A 16209-nucleotide genomic window follows, 5' to 3' on the forward strand; every position below is an offset into this window, starting at 1 on the left:
CTCATATGCAGGGCTTATTATTCTTGTAACATTAAAGTCTAATGTGTAAAGTTAATCTTATAATTTTAAACATAATTTATAATTCAAAGGACACGGTATGCGCATTATTCTTCTTGGTGCTCCTGGTGCAGGTAAGGGTACTCAAGCCCAATTTTTAATGGGTAAGTTTGGTATCCCACAAATATCGACTGGAGACATGTTACGTGCAGCAATCAATGCTGGTACACAGCTTGGCGTGGCTGCAAAACGCGTAATGGATGAAGGCAAGCTTGTTTCTGATGAGTTGATTATTGGTTTAGTTAAAGAGCGAATCACCCAAGCAGATTGTGCTGGCGGTTTTTTACTTGATGGTTTTCCTCGTACTATTCCTCAAGCTGATGCCATGAAAGACGCAGATATTAAAGTTGATCATGTGATTGAATTTGATGTTAACGATGAGGTTATAGTTGAACGAATGAGTGGACGAAGGGTTCATCCTGGCTCAGGTCGTGTTTATCATTTACGTTACAATCCCCCCAAGGTTGAAGGAAAAGATGATGAGACCGGTGAAGAATTAGCTATACGACCCGACGATCAAGAGCAAACAGTGCGTAAACGTCTTGGTATTTATCACAATCAAACTAAACCTCTGGTTGACTATTATACTGAGTTAGCTAGTACGGGTGACTGTGCTTATCATAAACTTGATGGTAGCCAAGCAGTTGAAGCTGTAAGTCATCAGCTTGAGACATTGCTAGGATAGCTTTAGAATGGTACTAGTTTGAACTTAGCCTGCTTCTAGCGGGCTTTTTTGTGGATTTTATTCATTTAAGGTTAGAACAGGATAGGAGTAGTCATATGAACACACCCATTACAGCTTTTTATGCGGGGTTATTGGGGATTTTGTTTTTCTATCTTTCGGCTTTGGTTGTTAAAAGTCGGCTTAGCAAAAATATCCTCCTCGGCGATGGTGGCGACCATCATTTTCAACAGGTGATCCGTGCTCATGGTAATTTTAGTGAATACACACCTATCGTCATTATCTTGCTTTTCATTGCAGAAGTTAATTTAAGTCAGTCCATCGTCTTACACTTAGCAGGAACGGCACTGCTGGCGGGCCGATTTTTACATGCTTTTGGTATGCGTCATCATTCAGGTTCGAGTTGGCAGAGAGCGTCTGGAATAGTGTTGACCTTTGCCTCACTTATCACTTTATCAATTCTGAATATATTAATTTTGTATCGCTAAATATAGTGATTAGATATAAAAAACGGCGTTCACTAAACGCCGTTATTTTTACACATAAAATAGGGAGATGTTTTTAGCTTATTCGTTGTTCTCGATAAGTTTACTACCAATCTCTATTTTTCTTGGCTTTTTCGATTCTGGCACCACACGTTCTAAATCAACATGCAATAAGCCATTTTCTAAGTCAGCAGTTAGTACCTTAACGTGGTCCCCTAATTGGAATTTACGTTCAAAGCTTCGCTCTGATATGCCTTTGTGTAGGAACTTTCGTTCTTCTTTATTGGAAGAATCAGCATTTTCTTTTACTGCTTTAACACCTATGACCTGCAAGGTGTTTTCTTGCACCTCTATGCTAACTTCATCCTTAGCAAATCCGGCAACAGCCATGGTGATACGGTATTTATCCTCAGCTAACAATTCGATATTGTATGGAGGATAAGTAGTTTGTTTTTCATTTTTTGAAGCCGAATCAATCATTGATGCTAGGTGATCAAAACCAATAAAAGAACGGTAAAGTGGAGATAAATCGATGTTACGCATTGTGTATATCCTTGTAAATTAAGCAATATAAAATTTTAGTTGCCCCGAAGATCGGCGGCATTTTTGGTATAGATGTCCTATCACCAATCCAGTATGGATTGTGATAACTAAAACTAGTTATCACATCAGAAACTGCTCCTTTATCTCTGTGTCAACCTTTTCAGCATTGACTGATAATATATGTAGCTTACAAAGTATTTTTCAATGTTAATATTAATAAAACTTTGTATTAAGTTGTAACTAATTGAATTATATAATTAATAAATCTTCTATTTGAATGGGTTTACGACCACCATTAACCCATGCATGTGGAATCTGTCGAAAAATATACTACTGGTATTGATTTTATTTGCGCATAAACCTATTGGAGAGGCCTTATTGTATGCAGATTTTGGGTGGAGTCGTCTTATCGTAATCACTTGGTCTGTCCTCATGTTCTTGCGTGATGAGCGAGTAGTATATAGAACAGGGATAATGGCAGCATTGGAAGGTGATAATAACTAGCTTAAAGCCCCAACACATCTCATGTATTAATCCGATAATCTTCAATTTTTATTTGATAATCAGATGTAGAAGAACGCTAGAATTTTTTTCTAAAAAAAAGCCCGCAATAAAGCAGGCAAAAGTTACACAGTGAGAATTACAAATAGATACTTCTTGTTCAATATTAAGGATCAAATATTTGTGTGTTTTTAGAACAATATACGACATCAACAGCACGCAAGTAAGAATGATTATATGAGTATCAGAATAATGAATCGAATATATAAGGATGTTTTGGTGACTTGAAATCCAGCAAAATTAATCTGTACTCCTTAGAGACTAGAAGAAAATACGTGGAGCTAGTTTATTTATATTTATACCTTGAGGCTGTCTGCAGGCCTTAATATATAAATTAAATCCAGCATGAGCTGGATTTAATTTGTCGATATAGTTTCATCCTGTATAGCTATATTAGCCTTATTAAAAACTATATTGTGCACCGATTGAAAAGGTACGTGTTTTATTGGGACGGGCACCGTAAGGTTGTCTGCTGACAATATCTTGTTCGTTAGTTAAGTTTTCTATTCGAGCAAATAATTTTAGGTCTTCAGACATTTGATAATTACTGCTGATATCCACAGTAAAGCTGCTGTTAGTTTTCTCAAACTCAGCACACGACGCACGAACACAGACTTCATCTATATATACTGCATTGATGTATGTCGACCAATTATTTGCTTCTAAACCTAGGGATACTTGTCCTTGATTTTCTGGAATATATGGAATGGGATCACCTGCACTTACGTCACCAAAAAACGCAGTATCAGCAATGTCAGTATCAAATTCACTATTGATATAGGTGTAAGTGATACTAAGTGGAATTCTAATACCATTAAACTCATTTAATTCGGTCTTAAATACAAATTCAATACCTTGCACCGTCGCAGCATCTCCATTAAAGGCATTACCAATTTCACAATTGCTGCCAGATGAAGCGGTGCATTCACCTAGAAGGTTATCGTAATCACTTAGAAAGTAAATCGCTTCTGCGTTAAGTGTATTGTTAGCAAAACGAAAACCAAGCTCATAGTTAATCGCTTCTTCTTCTCTTACACCTGGTGAGTTACTTGGGGCGGTGAATCCTTTATGCGCACCTGCAACTATGGTCCAACTATCATTCATTTTGTATAAGGCACCTAAGCCAGGTAACACAACTTGAGTATTATTTTCTCGGTCATCACGAAAAGTGCGTGTTTCACCGCCATTAAAACGTGTACGCTTTTGTTCGATATCTTCAAAACGTATGCCCGGCGTTAGTGTCCAATCACCAAACTCAATTCGATCGTAAATATGCAAAGCCAGTGCTTGTGCCTCTTGGACTCTGTTACCTGCATTACCTAATTCACCTAGATCATTGAGTTGTAACAGCCCGTTGATTTGTTGGTAAGTACTGTTGCGTTGTAGACGATCTTCTTCATCTTTGTGTAGTCTTAAACCCACTTCTAGCTGATGTGTGACATCACCGATAGTCTCATCCCAATACAAACCAAATTGGATACCACGAGAGAAGTATTCACGAGCATTTGAGCGTAACTGAATACTACCTTCAGCAGTATCGATATTGCCATCTAGAATGCCTTGCAGCTGTTCGGTACTGATACCATTAATCGTATCGTTATTATTTAGCGCTGATATAACGTTTGACCAACTGGTACGCGAATAATCTTGTGCATTACTGCTGCCATCCAAATCAATGCCTTCGGTTTTAAACCAATCACGTTTATGTTGATTATTATAAGCTACAGCTGTCACGTTTAGATTAGGATCAATCTCATAGCCATAGCGAAGAATGACTTGGCTATGTTCAGTCGATATATTATCTAGTTCAGACAATCCATAACGTCTAATACTGTTTCCATTAAAATCAGCATCAGTTAATCCCAAATAGCTTTGATTTGAATCTTGGTCGGTCACTTGTAACTTTAGCTCAACACTATGGGCCGAATTAGCGGGTGCATAAGCTAATTTTGTGGTGAAATCTGTTACGTCAAGACCGGTATTGGTGACACTTCGGTCTATATTTTGAAAACCGTCAGACTGCCATTGGTGCGCCTCAACCAAATAACCAAAACCATTATTCAATGAATCGCCAAAATTCGCATGTAATCGATATGTCGCATCTTGAGCCGCTTCCAGCGTTATTTGGCCTCCTTGTGCATCTGGTATCGGCGTAGACACCATATTTAATGCGCCACCAATCGTGTATGGCCCTTGCGTAATAGCTGCTGGGCCTTTTACCACTTCAATGGCACTCATTCGCCCTATAGTCGGGAAATAATAGGCTGAAGGTGCAGAATAGGGGGCTGGAGCAATCAAAATATTGTCTTCAAGTAATGTTATCCTGCCACTGCGCTCTGTTGCTACACCACGTATACTGATATTCGGGCGCAAACCATAACCGTCTTCTACTTGAACCGAAACGCCTGGGACTTGACGAATAACTCTTTGAATATCGCTATAAACAAACTTAGCTAATTCTTCATCACCGATATACTGCGCAGCGCCTGTGGCTGCTTGTGCACCTGTTGAACTGCCATAAATAGTCACCGTTTCGTCTGCAGATTTTGGAGAGTGTGCAAGCACATTGTTTGCCATTAATACAAGAGCAATGGTTGTCGCTAGAACGCTTTTTTTCATTAATAAACTACCTAAAAATCCATGAAGGATTGAATGTGAGAGAGAATAACTTTGTATGTACAAGATAATAAGTAAAGATGAATCTAAATGCAAATGATTCTTAATAAGATTTTATTTGAGGCGTTCATTCCCATCTTAAAACGAGCAGTTAATACAAGAAATTTGAGAAGGCGGTTTTGTTTATTTTGAAACAAATAAAGCTCACATTACTTTAGTTCTTAGTTGTAGCCTTGCAATAGCAGTTAAAAAAAATTGGCTGACATCTTTTTTAGTTAGGTGCTGGTTGGTAGAACATATGACTATATTATAGCCGCGTGATATATCCACAAAACTTACCTTTCTTTTATCATTTGATGAGCTTGATTTTTCTGATTACAAGATGAGGCGGTACCTATTTAGACAGCGTATTACCGTTTATATCTTTTTTCTGTGCGAATATTTTATAAAGGGCTAAATACATACATTAAATGTCAGTTGATGTGGATAAGTGAGCAGTTAAGACGTATCACAACAAAGTCACTTAGGCGCTGGACGCACCTAAATGAATGTTAGAAAATGTTTAAGCAGTGACAGGAAACTGATAATCCACTAAGCTTTTTCTCAAAGCGAGCTTATTCAATTTGCCAGTGGCCGTGTGCGGTAATTCTTCGACAAATACAACATCGTCTGGCATTGATATTTTATGTAGCTTGGTTCCTAAAAACTTCAACATTTCGTCTGTGGTCACGCTTGATCCTGCTTGACGAACCACGACTAGCAGGGGGCGCTCTGTCCATTTCGGATGATAGCGTCCAATCGCGGCTGCTTCGGTTACACCTGGATGATTTACAGCTGCATTTTCAATTTCTATTGAACTGACCCATTCTCCACCGGTTTTAATGACATCTTTGGTGCGATCGGTAATTTTCATATAACCTTGTGGGTTAATGGTGGCGACATCGCCCGTATCGAACCAGCCAAGCTCATCCACAGGACACCCCTCTGAACCGGGTACTTGTGATAAACCATAATAACCACTTGCTACCCAAGGACCTTTAACTTTAAGAGAGCCAAAAGCGACACCATCCCATGGTAACTCTTGATTATTTTCATCCACAATACGCATTTCAATACCAAATACGCCTCGTCCTTGTAAACATTGTAAATCTATTAGCTCTTTTTCAGATAAGTTTTCCATGCCTGCTTTTCTACAGAAAGTTGTGCCAAGTGGGCTGGTTTCAGTCATGCCCCAACCTTGAACGACTTCGCACTTATGTTGATGCAAAAACCGTTCAATAATAGTTCTTGGGCACGCTGCACCACCCACACTGACACGCTTTAGACTAGAAATACTTTTACCGGTTTTATCTAAGAAATTTAATAAGCCTAACCAGATGGTGGGTACACCAGAACTAAAGGTCACATTTTCATCTTCGATCAGGCTTTGCAGTGTTTCGCCATCACCCATTTTGGGACCAGGCATAACCATTTTAGCGCCTACCATTAACGATGAATAAGGGGCGCCCCACGCATTTACATGGAACATAGGCACTATGGGAAGAATCGTTTCTTTATAAGAAGCAGCTGAAACGTCAGGCATACCGCCGCCTAAGGCATGCAAAAGTGTAGAACGATGGCTATAGACAACACCTTTTGGGTTTCCTGTTGTACCTGATGTATAACACATTGCGCTAGCAGTGTTTTCATCAAACTCAGGCCAATCAAAAGCAGTTGATTGCTCGCTTATAAGGGTTTCGTAGCACATAACGTTAGGCAACGTTGTTTCGGGCATATGAGCTTCATCAGTTAAGATGATATAACCCTCAACTTTGGGAAGATGCTCTTTTAATGCCTCCAGCAAAGGTATAACTAATAAGTCAACAAAAATGAATCTATCTTCTGCGTGGTTGATAATATAGTTAACTTGTTCAGGAAACAATTTAGGATTGATCGTGTGACACACCATGCCACTTCCAGATATCCCATAATAAAGTTCAAGATGGCGATAATCATTCCAAGCTAAAGTGCCAATACGATCACCAAATTTAGCTCCTAACTGGTGTAAAGCATTAGCCAACTGGCGACTACGATTAGCAAAATTTCTATAAGTATGTCTGTGTCTTGGGTTATCTGCTGTAACAGACACAATTTCTGAGTCTGGAAAGTTCTTATCTGCGTGTCGTAGTATTGAAGAAATCATCAACTGGGAGTTCATCATCAAAGCTTGCATATATTTTCCTTTAATTAACTGATGCTTACAAAAGCATAAAAGCGTTTGAACCACAGAATCCACAAAAGAAAAGAAAACTGAGTTCTTAACGACTTTTTTCTCTGTGAAGTGAAGCCTCTGTGACCTCTGCGATTAATATTTTTTTCCTGATTTACCAAGCTGTCACGCCACCATCTATGGCGATAGATTGACCTGTCATATACGAATTACCCGGAGATAAAATCAACAACATGGCATTAACCACTTCTTGTGGTTTGGACAGGCGTTTCATAGGTGTACCTCTGGCTAATTGTGCTTGTCCTTCTTCTGAAGCAAATTCACCTAAAATAGCAGTTGGGCTGTAGAAGGGGCATATTGCATTGCAGCGCACCCCTTTTCTGGCATATTCCACAGCGGCTGTTTTGGTTAAACCTACTACCGCATGTTTGGCTGCTGCATAAGCACCACCTTTAGGTGCTCCGCCTAAACCTGCTAGAGAACTGATATTCAACACATGGCCTTCGCCCTGTTTTAACATAGCCTCAATTTGATATTTCATACCAAACAACACGCCATTCACATTGACGTTAAATTGGCTATGCAAAGTGTCTTCAGTTAATTTATGTAAGGGGGTTAAATCGTGAGCAATGCCAGCATTGTTAACACCAATATCCACTCGGCCAAATTTTTCTAAGGCTTTATCTACCATGTTTTTGCAGTCTTGTTCTTTAGAAACATCACACAGCATCGACATTGCGCTATTTTGGTCTGGTAATGAGGCAAGTGTTTCATTTAAGTTTTGTTGATTAATATCACTTATCACTAACTTACACCCACGTTTAGCTAGGCCCTGAGCCAACAAACGGCCAAAACCGCCACCTGCGCCAGTGATCAGTGCTACTTTTCCGGTAAAATCTAATAACTCATCCATCAAATTATTCCTGTTCTTTTTATTTTAAAATTTAAATAGTGCATTTATAAAAAGTATTTACAAATGGCATTTATAAAGGGTATTTATAAAGGGTTAGAACTCATAAAGGTTAATAAAACTGCAGCGAGTCGTTTGCCTTGATCTTCTTGCAAAAAATGACCTCCTTGTTGAATGACTGCATGTGCCTGACCTTGGCAGCCTGGAATAAGTTTTTGCATGATTTTGTCACCGCCAGCCGTAACGGGATCTGAATCACTGAAGGCAGTAATAAAAGGCTTAGTAAATTGTCGCAGCGTTTGCCAAGCGAGTCTGTTAGCCTCACTAGCAGGATCATTGGGTGTTGTGGGAACCAGTAGCGGAAACTGTCTAACACCAGCTTTGTACGTTTCGTCAGGAAAAGGCGCGTCATAAGCAGCCAACACTTCAGAACCAAGGGGGGTAACGGTGGCACCTTTAATAATGCCGGCAACTGGGAACACTGCTACTTCTTGAGAAAACGTTTGCCAATTCAAGAATGCTTCGTTGGGTTTATGGTCGCCAGTTGGCAGCATGGTGTTTGCCGCCAAAACCCGTGAAAACAAATCAAGGTGTTCAGCAACTAAGCGCAACCCTAATAATCCACCCCAGTCTTGACAAACTAAAGTTATATTTTTTAAGTCTAATTGAATAATAACCTGACGAATCCAGTCAAGGTGTCGCTGGTAAGTGTAGTCACTTCGCTCAGTGGGTTTATCTGATTTTCCAAAACCAATTAAATCTGGGGCTATTACCCGATAACCAGCCTCGACAACAGGGCCTATCATTTTGCGATACAGATATGACCAACTAGGTTCGCCATGGAGCATTAATACAACATTGGCGTCCCTTGGACCTTCGTCTATATAATGAAGCTTTAATGAACTCCCTTCATAATCATCAACTCGCAAAAAATGAGGGGCATAGTCAAAATCTACTATTTGTTCGAAACAATGTTCAGGGGTTGTCAAAAATTCCAATGGTTAACACTCAATGTAATGAACTTGTAAAATATTTGTGATGTAGAACACCAAAAGTGTCACTAAAAGTCAACTTGCTCAGACTAATGCAGAATTATCTATTCAGTGAATAGAAGTCGCCCAAACTTACTAGCACCGATAAAGCGTGTTTATTCTGCAGTATAAAACCAATAAATTAGAATGATTGGGGAGGGTAGCCTAATATCCGCTGTAAATATTAAGCTGGTAAGAGGTCTACATGAGTCAAGTCGAATCAAAAGCAGTCAATAGTGATGCAGTAAACTGCGAACTAATTGAAACTTCATCTGCTAACAAAATAGCGGTCTTATGGATGCAAAATCCGCCCGTCAATGCGTTATCTAAATCTGTACGTGTCGCTCTTATCGCACATTTGAATGACGCTATTGCTGATGAGTCAGTTGCGGTCATAGTTATCTCGTCTAAGCAGAACTTATTCTCTGGCGGTGCTGATATTAGCGAATTTTCAGGTGGTAATTTAGAGCCCAATTTGCCTGCAGTATTAGATGTCATTGAAAATTCACCAAAACCAGTCGTTGCGGTATTAAATGGCCCCGCATTTGGTGGTGGACTGGAAGTGGCTCTGTCTTGTCACTACCGTGTAACGTTCGCTTCTAATAAAGTGGGATTACCTGAAGTTAACTTAGGGATATTACCAGGTGCTGGTGGTACACAACGTTTGCCAAGATTAGCGGGTGTGCAACAAGCGTTGGATATGATTGTTTCAGGGCGTCCTGTTGCTGCTAAAAAATTGTCGAATGTATTTGATGTTGTCGTTGAAAACCCAGAAACTTTATTAAGCAGTGCGTTAGCATTTTGTGACAAAGTCGTTGCCGATGGAAGCAAAGTACGTAAAACCTGTGATTTACAAATTGATATTAGTGCAGCGCCAAAAGAATTATTTGCCCAGTATCGACAAGGTTTAGCAACCAAAGCAAGAGGTTTTTTTGCTCCTGAACGTTGTATTCAAGCTGTCGAGGCATCGGTTGAACTACCATTTGCGCAGGGCTTAGTTCGCGAAAGTGAGTTGTTTATGGAATGCATGCGTTCTAAAGAAGCGCGAGCGCAGCAGCATTTTTTCTTCGCTGAACGTGCAGCATCTCATGTCAAAGATTTTGATAAAGAAACCCCATTAAGAGATATCAGAAAAGTAGGCATCATTGGTGCTGGCACCATGGGCGGTGGCATTGCTATGAACTTTGCTAATGCAGGTATTCCCATCATTATGCTCGAGCTTAAACAAGAAGCTTTAGATAATGGTTTAGCGCTAATTCGTAAAAACTACGAAAACTCAGCTAAAAAAGGCAAGCTTACTGCAGAGCAAGTCGAAGACAGAATGGCTTTGTTAACCGGTTCTACAGAATACGCAGCCTTAAGTGACGTAGACCTCGTGATTGAAGCGGTATTTGAAAAAATGTCTGTCAAACAAGACGTTTTCAAAGCTTTAGACGCAGTATGCAAACCTGGCGCTATTTTGGCCTCAAACACTTCTACTCTGGACATCGACGAAATTGCTGAAGCGACTAAACGTCCACAAGATGTGATTGGCTTGCACTTCTTTAGTCCTGCCAATGTAATGAAGTTATTAGAAGTAGTTAAAACTAGTAAAACTTCGCCTGAAGTGATCAAAACCACGATGAAAATGGCTAAGAAGATCAACAAAGTTGCGGTGTTAGTTGGGGTATGTTTTGGTTTTGTCGGCAACCGAATGATCGAAACATACGGCCGTGAAGCTAATCGAATGATGCTTGAAGGCGGCACGCCAGAACACATTGATAAAGTGATTTACGACTTTGGACTGCCTATGGGCCCTTTCACTATGGGAGATATGGCTGGTCAAGATATAGGTGCTTTTGTCCGTGAATCCCGCCGCGAATTTATTAAACATGACCCTTCCTACTGCATTCTAGCGGATAAATTAGTTGAGCAGGGCAGAGTAGGTTTAAAAGCTGGCAAAGGTGTGTATTTGTATGAAGCGGGTAGTCGTACACCCATTTCTGATCCAAGCGTACTTGAGTTAGCGAAGCAGGTAGCTGCAGATCTAGGTGTGGCACAGCGTGATATAAGCGATCAAGAAATCGTTGAGCGGATTATTTTCCCTATGATCAATGAAGGTGCGTTGATTTTAGAAGAAGGCATTGCTGCAAAGTCTAGTGATATCGACGTGATATATGTGTATGGCTATGGTTTCCCCGTTTATCGTGGCGGTCCTATGCAGTATGCGGATGAAATTGGTTTAAAAACAGTATATGACGCTATGTGCAAATATCGCGACGAGTTGGGTGAACATGGTAAAAACTGGTTTGAACCGGCTCCATTATTGAAAAAATTAGCTGAACAAGGCAAACGATTCTCTGACTTATAGTCATCGATGTTTGTCTTACTATTAACGCATTAAAGAATATTTAAAAGAGAATTTTATGAAAGAAGCAGTCATTGTATCAACCGCTAGAACTCCTATTGGTCGTGCCTACAAAGGTGCATTTAATAACTTAGAAGCGCCAAGTTTAGGTGGATATGCTATCCGTGAAGCGGTAAGAAAATCTGGTATTGATCCCGCCAGTGTTGATGATGTGATTATGGGTAGTGCACTAACTCAAGGTAGTGGCGGCATGAACATAGGACGTATGGCTGGTCTTGCTGGTGGTTTACCCACTTCTGTATCAGGCATGACCCTAGACCGTCAATGTAGTTCAGGCATGTACGCGATTGCTACTGCAGCTAAACACATCATTACCGACAACGTACCAGTGATGATTGCTGGTGGCCTTGATTCAATAAGTTTAGTGCAAAACAAGTCAATGAATACACATCGTATGGTCGACCCAGCTTTGGCTAAAATGCACAAAAACATTTATATGCCTATGTTACAAACAGCTGAAGTGGTGGCCTCTCGTTACGGTATTAATCGTGATGTGCAGGATGAGTATGCTTATCGCAGTCAAATGCGCACAGCGGCTGCACAATCTGCAGGTAAATTTGATGATGAAATTGTGCCAGTAACAGCCATTAAAGTGATCATTGACCGCGAAACAAAAGAACAAAGTTTTCAAGAAGTGACGTTGAGCAAAGATGAAGGTAATCGAGCTGAAACCACTTTAGAAGGTTTGCAGAATTTAAAGCCTGTTATAGAAGGTGGAGTCATTACTGCAGGTAATGCTAGCCAGTTATCTGACGGCGCATCTGCCAGTGTAATAATGAGCAGCAAATTAGCTGAACAACAAAACTTAACACCATTAGGCGCTTATCGTGGTATTGCTGTTGCAGGCTGCGAACCAGATGAAATGGGTATCGGTCCTGTTTTTGCCATTCCAAAGTTGCTCAAACAACATGGTTTAACTATGAACGACATAGGTCTATGGGAACTTAACGAAGCTTTCGCCGTACAAGTATTGTATTGCCGCGATAAGTTAGGTATCGATGACAGTATATTAAATGTAAACGGTGGTGCTATTTCTGTAGGACATCCTTATGGTATGAGCGGTGCACGTATGGTGGGACATGCTTTGATTGAAGGCAAGCGTCGTGGTGCTAAATATGTGGTTTGTACTATGTGTATCGGCGGTGGTATGGGTGCTGCAGGTCTGTTTGAAGTTTATTAAAAAAAGGTATGAGCTTCTAGTAAAAATAAGTTAGAGAAAAAAATACGCAAAAGGTTTAAGAGGTCAGTTATGCAATATTTTAAAGCCCCACAAAAAGAAGCCTTATTCGTGATGAACGAATTATTTGGCTTTGAAAAACATTATGCCGATTTGGGATTTACAGATGCCACCCCTGATATGGTTGAAGCCATTTTTTCAGAGGCGGCTAAATTCGCTGAAAACGTATTAGCGCCAATCAACGCCAACGGTGATGAAGAAGGCTGTAAATGGGAAGACGGAGTTGTTACTACTCCTGCAGGTTTTAAAGAAGCTTATAAACAATATGTCGATGGTGGCTGGACAGGTATGACACACCCTGAAGAACTGGGTGGACAAAATTTACCTTATTCGTTGGGTAGTGTCATGGCGGAATGGTTTTCTTCGGCGAATCACTCTTGGGCCATGTACCCGGGGCTTAGCCAAGGTTGTATGGAAACCTTAAAAGAGCATGGAACTTCAGAACAACAAAAAATGTTTTTGAATAACCTCATTGGTGGTCAGTGGACAGGTACTATGTGTTTGACTGAACCTCATTGTGGCTCTGATCTTGGCATGCTCAAATGTAAAGCAGTCAAGAACGATGACGGAACTTACAGCTTAACTGGTACCAAAATTTTCATCTCGGCCGGTGAGCATGATATGTCAGACAACATTGTGCATATCGTCATTGCCCGTTTGCCAGATGCGCCTAGTGGTACCAAAGGTATTTCGCTGTTTGTTGTACCTAAATTCAATGCAGGCACTGAAGGCGAAAAGTTAGATAGAAATGCTGTGACTTGTGGTTCTATTGAACACAAAATGGGCATCAAAGGCTCAGCCACTTGTGTGATCAATTTTGATGAGGCTAAAGGTTACCTTGTTGGTACTGAAAATCGTGGCCTTAACTGCATGTTTACGTTTATGAATACTGCACGAATTGGAACTGGCCTAGAAGGTTTGTCTGCATCTGAAGCTGCGTTCCAAGGTGCATTAGCCTATGCTAAAGACCGTTTGCAGTTCAGAGCCATGACAGGGGTTAAAAATCCAGACGGTCCAGCTGATCCGATTATCAACCACCCTGATGTACGTCGTATGTTGTTGACACAAAAAGCTTTCGCAGAAGGTAATAGAGCATTAGCCATATACGCAATGAAGTTGGTTGATATTTCACAAGCCAATCAGGATGAAGCTGCCAAACAACTAGCAGAATCTAAACTTGCTTTACTAACGCCTATTGTGAAAGCATTTTTAACAGAAACTGCACAAGAAACAACTAGTTACGGCATGCAGGTTTTTGGTGGTCATGGTTTTATCAAAGAATGGGGTATGGAGCAACTAGCTCGAGATACCCGGATTTGTACTATGTACGAAGGCACAACCGGTATTCAGGCAATCGATTTACTAGCCAGAAAAGTGGTGGGTTCAAACGGTAAATTATTGGATGTATTCACAAACGAAGTCAAAGAATACTGCAAAAGTATTCGTGATAAGACACAGTTTAATGCTTGGTCAAACAGTATTGATAAACATGTTCATGAATGGCATCAAATTACTGAAGACATTATGCAAAGGGCAGCCAAAAATCCTGCAGAACTAGGTGCTGCATCTGTCGATTACTTGATGTATTCAGGTTACGTCGTAGTTGGCTATTTCTGGCTTCAAATGGCCGTTGTTGCTCAGCAAAAACTTGACGATGGTACAAACGATCCAGAATTTTATAAAGCAAAATTACATACGGCTAAATTTTATTTTGACCGTCTACTAACGCGCACACGTTCATTAGTGTCAGCCATGGAGTCTGGGGCTGATAACTTAATGGATATGGAAGAAGAACAGTTCAACATAGTTTAGGCTTCAATAAATGTTAATAAGCTAGACTGGTAAATTCAAAAAGGCAAACATGATTATGTTTGCTTTTTTTTATTCACCGGAAATTCAACTAGACGGATAAATACAGCCATGAAACATCACACAATCAACATTGAAGACGTTAATATTCATTATGTTGAAGCAGGTGATAATTATAAGAGCTATTCGCCACGCCAAACTATTGTTTTCTTACATGGCTTTCCTGAATATTGGGGGACATGGCATGCACAGCTTGATTATTTTTCTAGTAAATATCGTGTGATAGCCCCCGATTTGCCTGGCTATAATTTAAGTGATAAACCCAAAGAAAAATCATTTTTTGAAGTATCCAATCTGATCCAATTTATGGCTAAGTTCATTCAATGCACAGCGCCACAAGAAAAAGTAATATTAGTGGCTCACGATTGGGGTGGGGTCATTGCATGGCCTCTTGCTGCTTTTTTTCCAAAACTTGTCGAACGATTAGTGATACTTAATGCTGCTCACCCCAGTATTTTCACACGGGAAATGGTGCACAACGCCGAACAAAGACAAAAAAGCGAGTACATTCATGAGTTAATTGCGTCAAATGCTGTAAAAAAGTTATCAGAAAATAACTATGAATACCTCAAAAACAAAATATTCATGGGAATGCGTGAAGGCACATTGAGCGAGACGCAGCGCAAGACTTATGAGAACGTTTGGGCTCAGCCTGACGCAGTTAATGGCATGCTGCAATACTATAGAGCCATGCCGCAATTGGCCCCCAATGAGAAAATCGTTGATGTAGGCAATGGACATAGCAATGGTCCTGTCGTTGCAGCGGAACAAATGAAAATACCCAATATCCGCATCAGTTGCCCAACACTGATCTTGTGGGGCGAACAAGATCAGGCCTTTGTTAAAGAGAACATTGATGGTGTAGAGGAGTATGTGCCAGATGTGCGAATTAGACGCTTTCCTGATGCAAGCCATTGGTTGCAACATGAGTTGCCTGATGAAGTGAATTTAGAAATCGAAAAGTTTTTAGTAAAGTAGACAGATAAATGTAAGGAATTAGAAAGTAATAAAATTATTTTTTAAATGACTGCGGTTTCTAGTGGTATTCAGGACACAGAGAAATTGATCTAAACAGCTGCGTTTTTTCCCTGTGTTTTGGTATTAGATGTTTTTTAGTAATACACATAAAAAAACAGCCTCAAAAGAGGCCATTTTAAAAGGTGAGACAATTATCTGTTCAAAGAAAATTCGACTTACCTTCCATGTTGATCGTTTTACTAGCTATTGCTAGGTTCATTCAATAACAGTTTTTGCGAAGCTTGAATGACGTGTTGCTCTGCCGTGAAACTATAATACTTATATTCTGTCGTTAAGGGCAGTAACTATGGGTGAGGTACCTAAACCATTTTCAGACGCCCATACCAGCACTGTTTTACCGTCTTTTTCAGGAGCTTTCAAATCACCTCTGGGCATTTTTTTTATCATAAGAGTGCCTGTTTCTTCTGAGTTGTTAAGCATAGCAGTCCGAATAAGGCTGTTACCTCCGCAAGATACACCGGTGTAATAATCTTTAAGTTTTAAATTGTAATCAGACTGAACACGTCTCATTTTTCTACGTAGTTCACCTTTGTCATCTGCTTTTACAATGGTACATATATTTTG

At 40.1% G+C, this 16209-nt stretch carries 12 protein-coding genes; 6 read left to right on the forward strand and 6 right to left on the reverse strand.

Annotation, left to right across the window (positions count from 1 at the left end):
* The first annotated feature begins 97 nt into the window (after nucleotides 1–97).
* The gene (adk, locus tag QZ562_RS08195; protein WP_293759070.1) at nucleotides 98–742 is read left to right on the forward strand and encodes an adenylate kinase; all 645 of its coding nucleotides are present in this window, start codon (nucleotides 98–100) and stop codon (nucleotides 740–742) included.
* 95 nt (nucleotides 743–837) lie between these two features.
* Nucleotides 838–1227, forward strand: a complete 390-nt coding sequence (locus tag QZ562_RS08200) for an MAPEG family protein (RefSeq protein WP_293759072.1) — start codon at nucleotides 838–840, stop codon at nucleotides 1225–1227.
* 78 nt (nucleotides 1228–1305) lie between these two features.
* Here the strand turns inward: QZ562_RS08200 and QZ562_RS08205 are convergent, their stop codons facing one another.
* The 5 genes from QZ562_RS08205 to QZ562_RS08225 all read right to left on the reverse strand — a co-directional run bounded on the left by QZ562_RS08205 (nucleotide 1306) and on the right by QZ562_RS08225 (nucleotide 9061).
* Nucleotides 1306–1767, reverse strand: a complete 462-nt coding sequence (locus QZ562_RS08205; RefSeq protein WP_293759074.1) for an Hsp20 family protein — start codon at nucleotides 1765–1767, stop codon at nucleotides 1306–1308.
* Between the two features lie 963 nt (nucleotides 1768–2730).
* Complete coding sequence (locus QZ562_RS08210) at nucleotides 2731–4947, reverse strand: TonB-dependent receptor (RefSeq protein ID WP_293759076.1); 2217 nt, start codon at nucleotides 4945–4947, stop codon at nucleotides 2731–2733.
* Between the two features lie 559 nt (nucleotides 4948–5506).
* Nucleotides 5507–7156 (reverse strand): long-chain-fatty-acid--CoA ligase, encoded by a 1650-nt coding sequence (locus QZ562_RS08215; protein ID WP_293759078.1) that lies wholly within the window; start codon nucleotides 7154–7156, stop codon nucleotides 5507–5509.
* Between the two features lie 151 nt (nucleotides 7157–7307).
* Complete coding sequence (locus QZ562_RS08220; protein ID WP_293759080.1) at nucleotides 7308–8066, reverse strand: SDR family oxidoreductase; 759 nt, start codon at nucleotides 8064–8066, stop codon at nucleotides 7308–7310.
* An 83-nt stretch (nucleotides 8067–8149) separates the two neighbouring features.
* Nucleotides 8150–9061: a haloalkane dehalogenase gene (locus QZ562_RS08225; RefSeq protein ID WP_293759082.1), complete on the reverse strand. Its 912-nt coding sequence runs from the start codon at nucleotides 9059–9061 to the stop codon at nucleotides 8150–8152.
* Between the two features lie 238 nt (nucleotides 9062–9299).
* On the opposite strand from QZ562_RS08225, the gene QZ562_RS08230 reads away from it, so the two are divergent.
* The 4 genes from QZ562_RS08230 (at nucleotide 9300) to QZ562_RS08245 (ending at nucleotide 15585) form a co-directional block, all read left to right on the forward strand.
* Nucleotides 9300–11444 carry a 3-hydroxyacyl-CoA dehydrogenase NAD-binding domain-containing protein gene (locus QZ562_RS08230; protein WP_293759084.1) on the forward strand — a complete coding sequence of 715 codons (2145 nt, stop codon included), beginning with the start codon at nucleotides 9300–9302 and terminating at the stop codon, nucleotides 11442–11444.
* A gap of 55 nt (nucleotides 11445–11499) precedes the next feature.
* Complete coding sequence (locus QZ562_RS08235; protein WP_293759086.1) at nucleotides 11500–12681, forward strand: acetyl-CoA C-acyltransferase; 1182 nt, start codon at nucleotides 11500–11502, stop codon at nucleotides 12679–12681.
* 69 nt (nucleotides 12682–12750) lie between these two features.
* Nucleotides 12751–14550 (forward strand): acyl-CoA dehydrogenase C-terminal domain-containing protein, encoded by a 1800-nt coding sequence (locus QZ562_RS08240; protein WP_293759088.1) that lies wholly within the window; start codon nucleotides 12751–12753, stop codon nucleotides 14548–14550.
* 108 nt (nucleotides 14551–14658) lie between these two features.
* The gene (locus tag QZ562_RS08245) at nucleotides 14659–15585 is read left to right on the forward strand and encodes an alpha/beta hydrolase (protein ID WP_293759090.1); all 927 of its coding nucleotides are present in this window, start codon (nucleotides 14659–14661) and stop codon (nucleotides 15583–15585) included.
* 318 nt (nucleotides 15586–15903) lie between these two features.
* Here the strand turns inward: QZ562_RS08245 and QZ562_RS08250 are convergent.
* Nucleotides 15904–16209 (reverse strand): DUF3718 domain-containing protein (locus tag QZ562_RS08250; RefSeq protein ID WP_293759092.1); only part of this gene is annotated, 306 nt, incomplete at its 5' end.

Origin of the sequence: uncultured Paraglaciecola sp. (assembly GCF_913058035.1) — a bacterium.
GTDB lineage: Bacteria > Pseudomonadota > Gammaproteobacteria > Enterobacterales > Alteromonadaceae > Paraglaciecola.

Excerpts from the sequence above, each read along its gene's own strand:
- adk (WP_293759070.1), top strand. The coding sequence starts at position 98 with ATGCGCATTATTCTTCTTGGTGCTCCTGGTGCAGGTAAGGGTACTCAA.
- QZ562_RS08240 (WP_293759088.1), top strand. The coding sequence starts at position 12,751 with ATGCAATATTTTAAAGCCCCACAAAAAGAAGCCTTATTCGTGATGAAC.
- QZ562_RS08235 (WP_293759086.1), top strand. The coding sequence starts at position 11,500 with ATGAAAGAAGCAGTCATTGTATCAACCGCTAGAACTCCTATTGGTCGT.
- QZ562_RS08230 (WP_293759084.1), top strand. The coding sequence starts at position 9,300 with ATGAGTCAAGTCGAATCAAAAGCAGTCAATAGTGATGCAGTAAACTGC.
- QZ562_RS08245 (WP_293759090.1), top strand. The coding sequence starts at position 14,659 with ATGAAACATCACACAATCAACATTGAAGACGTTAATATTCATTATGTT.
- QZ562_RS08215 (WP_293759078.1), bottom strand. The coding sequence starts at position 7,156 with ATGCAAGCTTTGATGATGAACTCCCAGTTGATGATTTCTTCAATACTA.
- QZ562_RS08200 (WP_293759072.1), top strand. The coding sequence starts at position 838 with ATGAACACACCCATTACAGCTTTTTATGCGGGGTTATTGGGGATTTTG.
- QZ562_RS08220 (WP_293759080.1), bottom strand. The coding sequence starts at position 8,066 with ATGGATGAGTTATTAGATTTTACCGGAAAAGTAGCACTGATCACTGGC.
- QZ562_RS08210 (WP_293759076.1), bottom strand. The coding sequence starts at position 4,947 with ATGAAAAAAAGCGTTCTAGCGACAACCATTGCTCTTGTATTAATGGCA.
- QZ562_RS08205 (WP_293759074.1), bottom strand. The coding sequence starts at position 1,767 with ATGCGTAACATCGATTTATCTCCACTTTACCGTTCTTTTATTGGTTTT.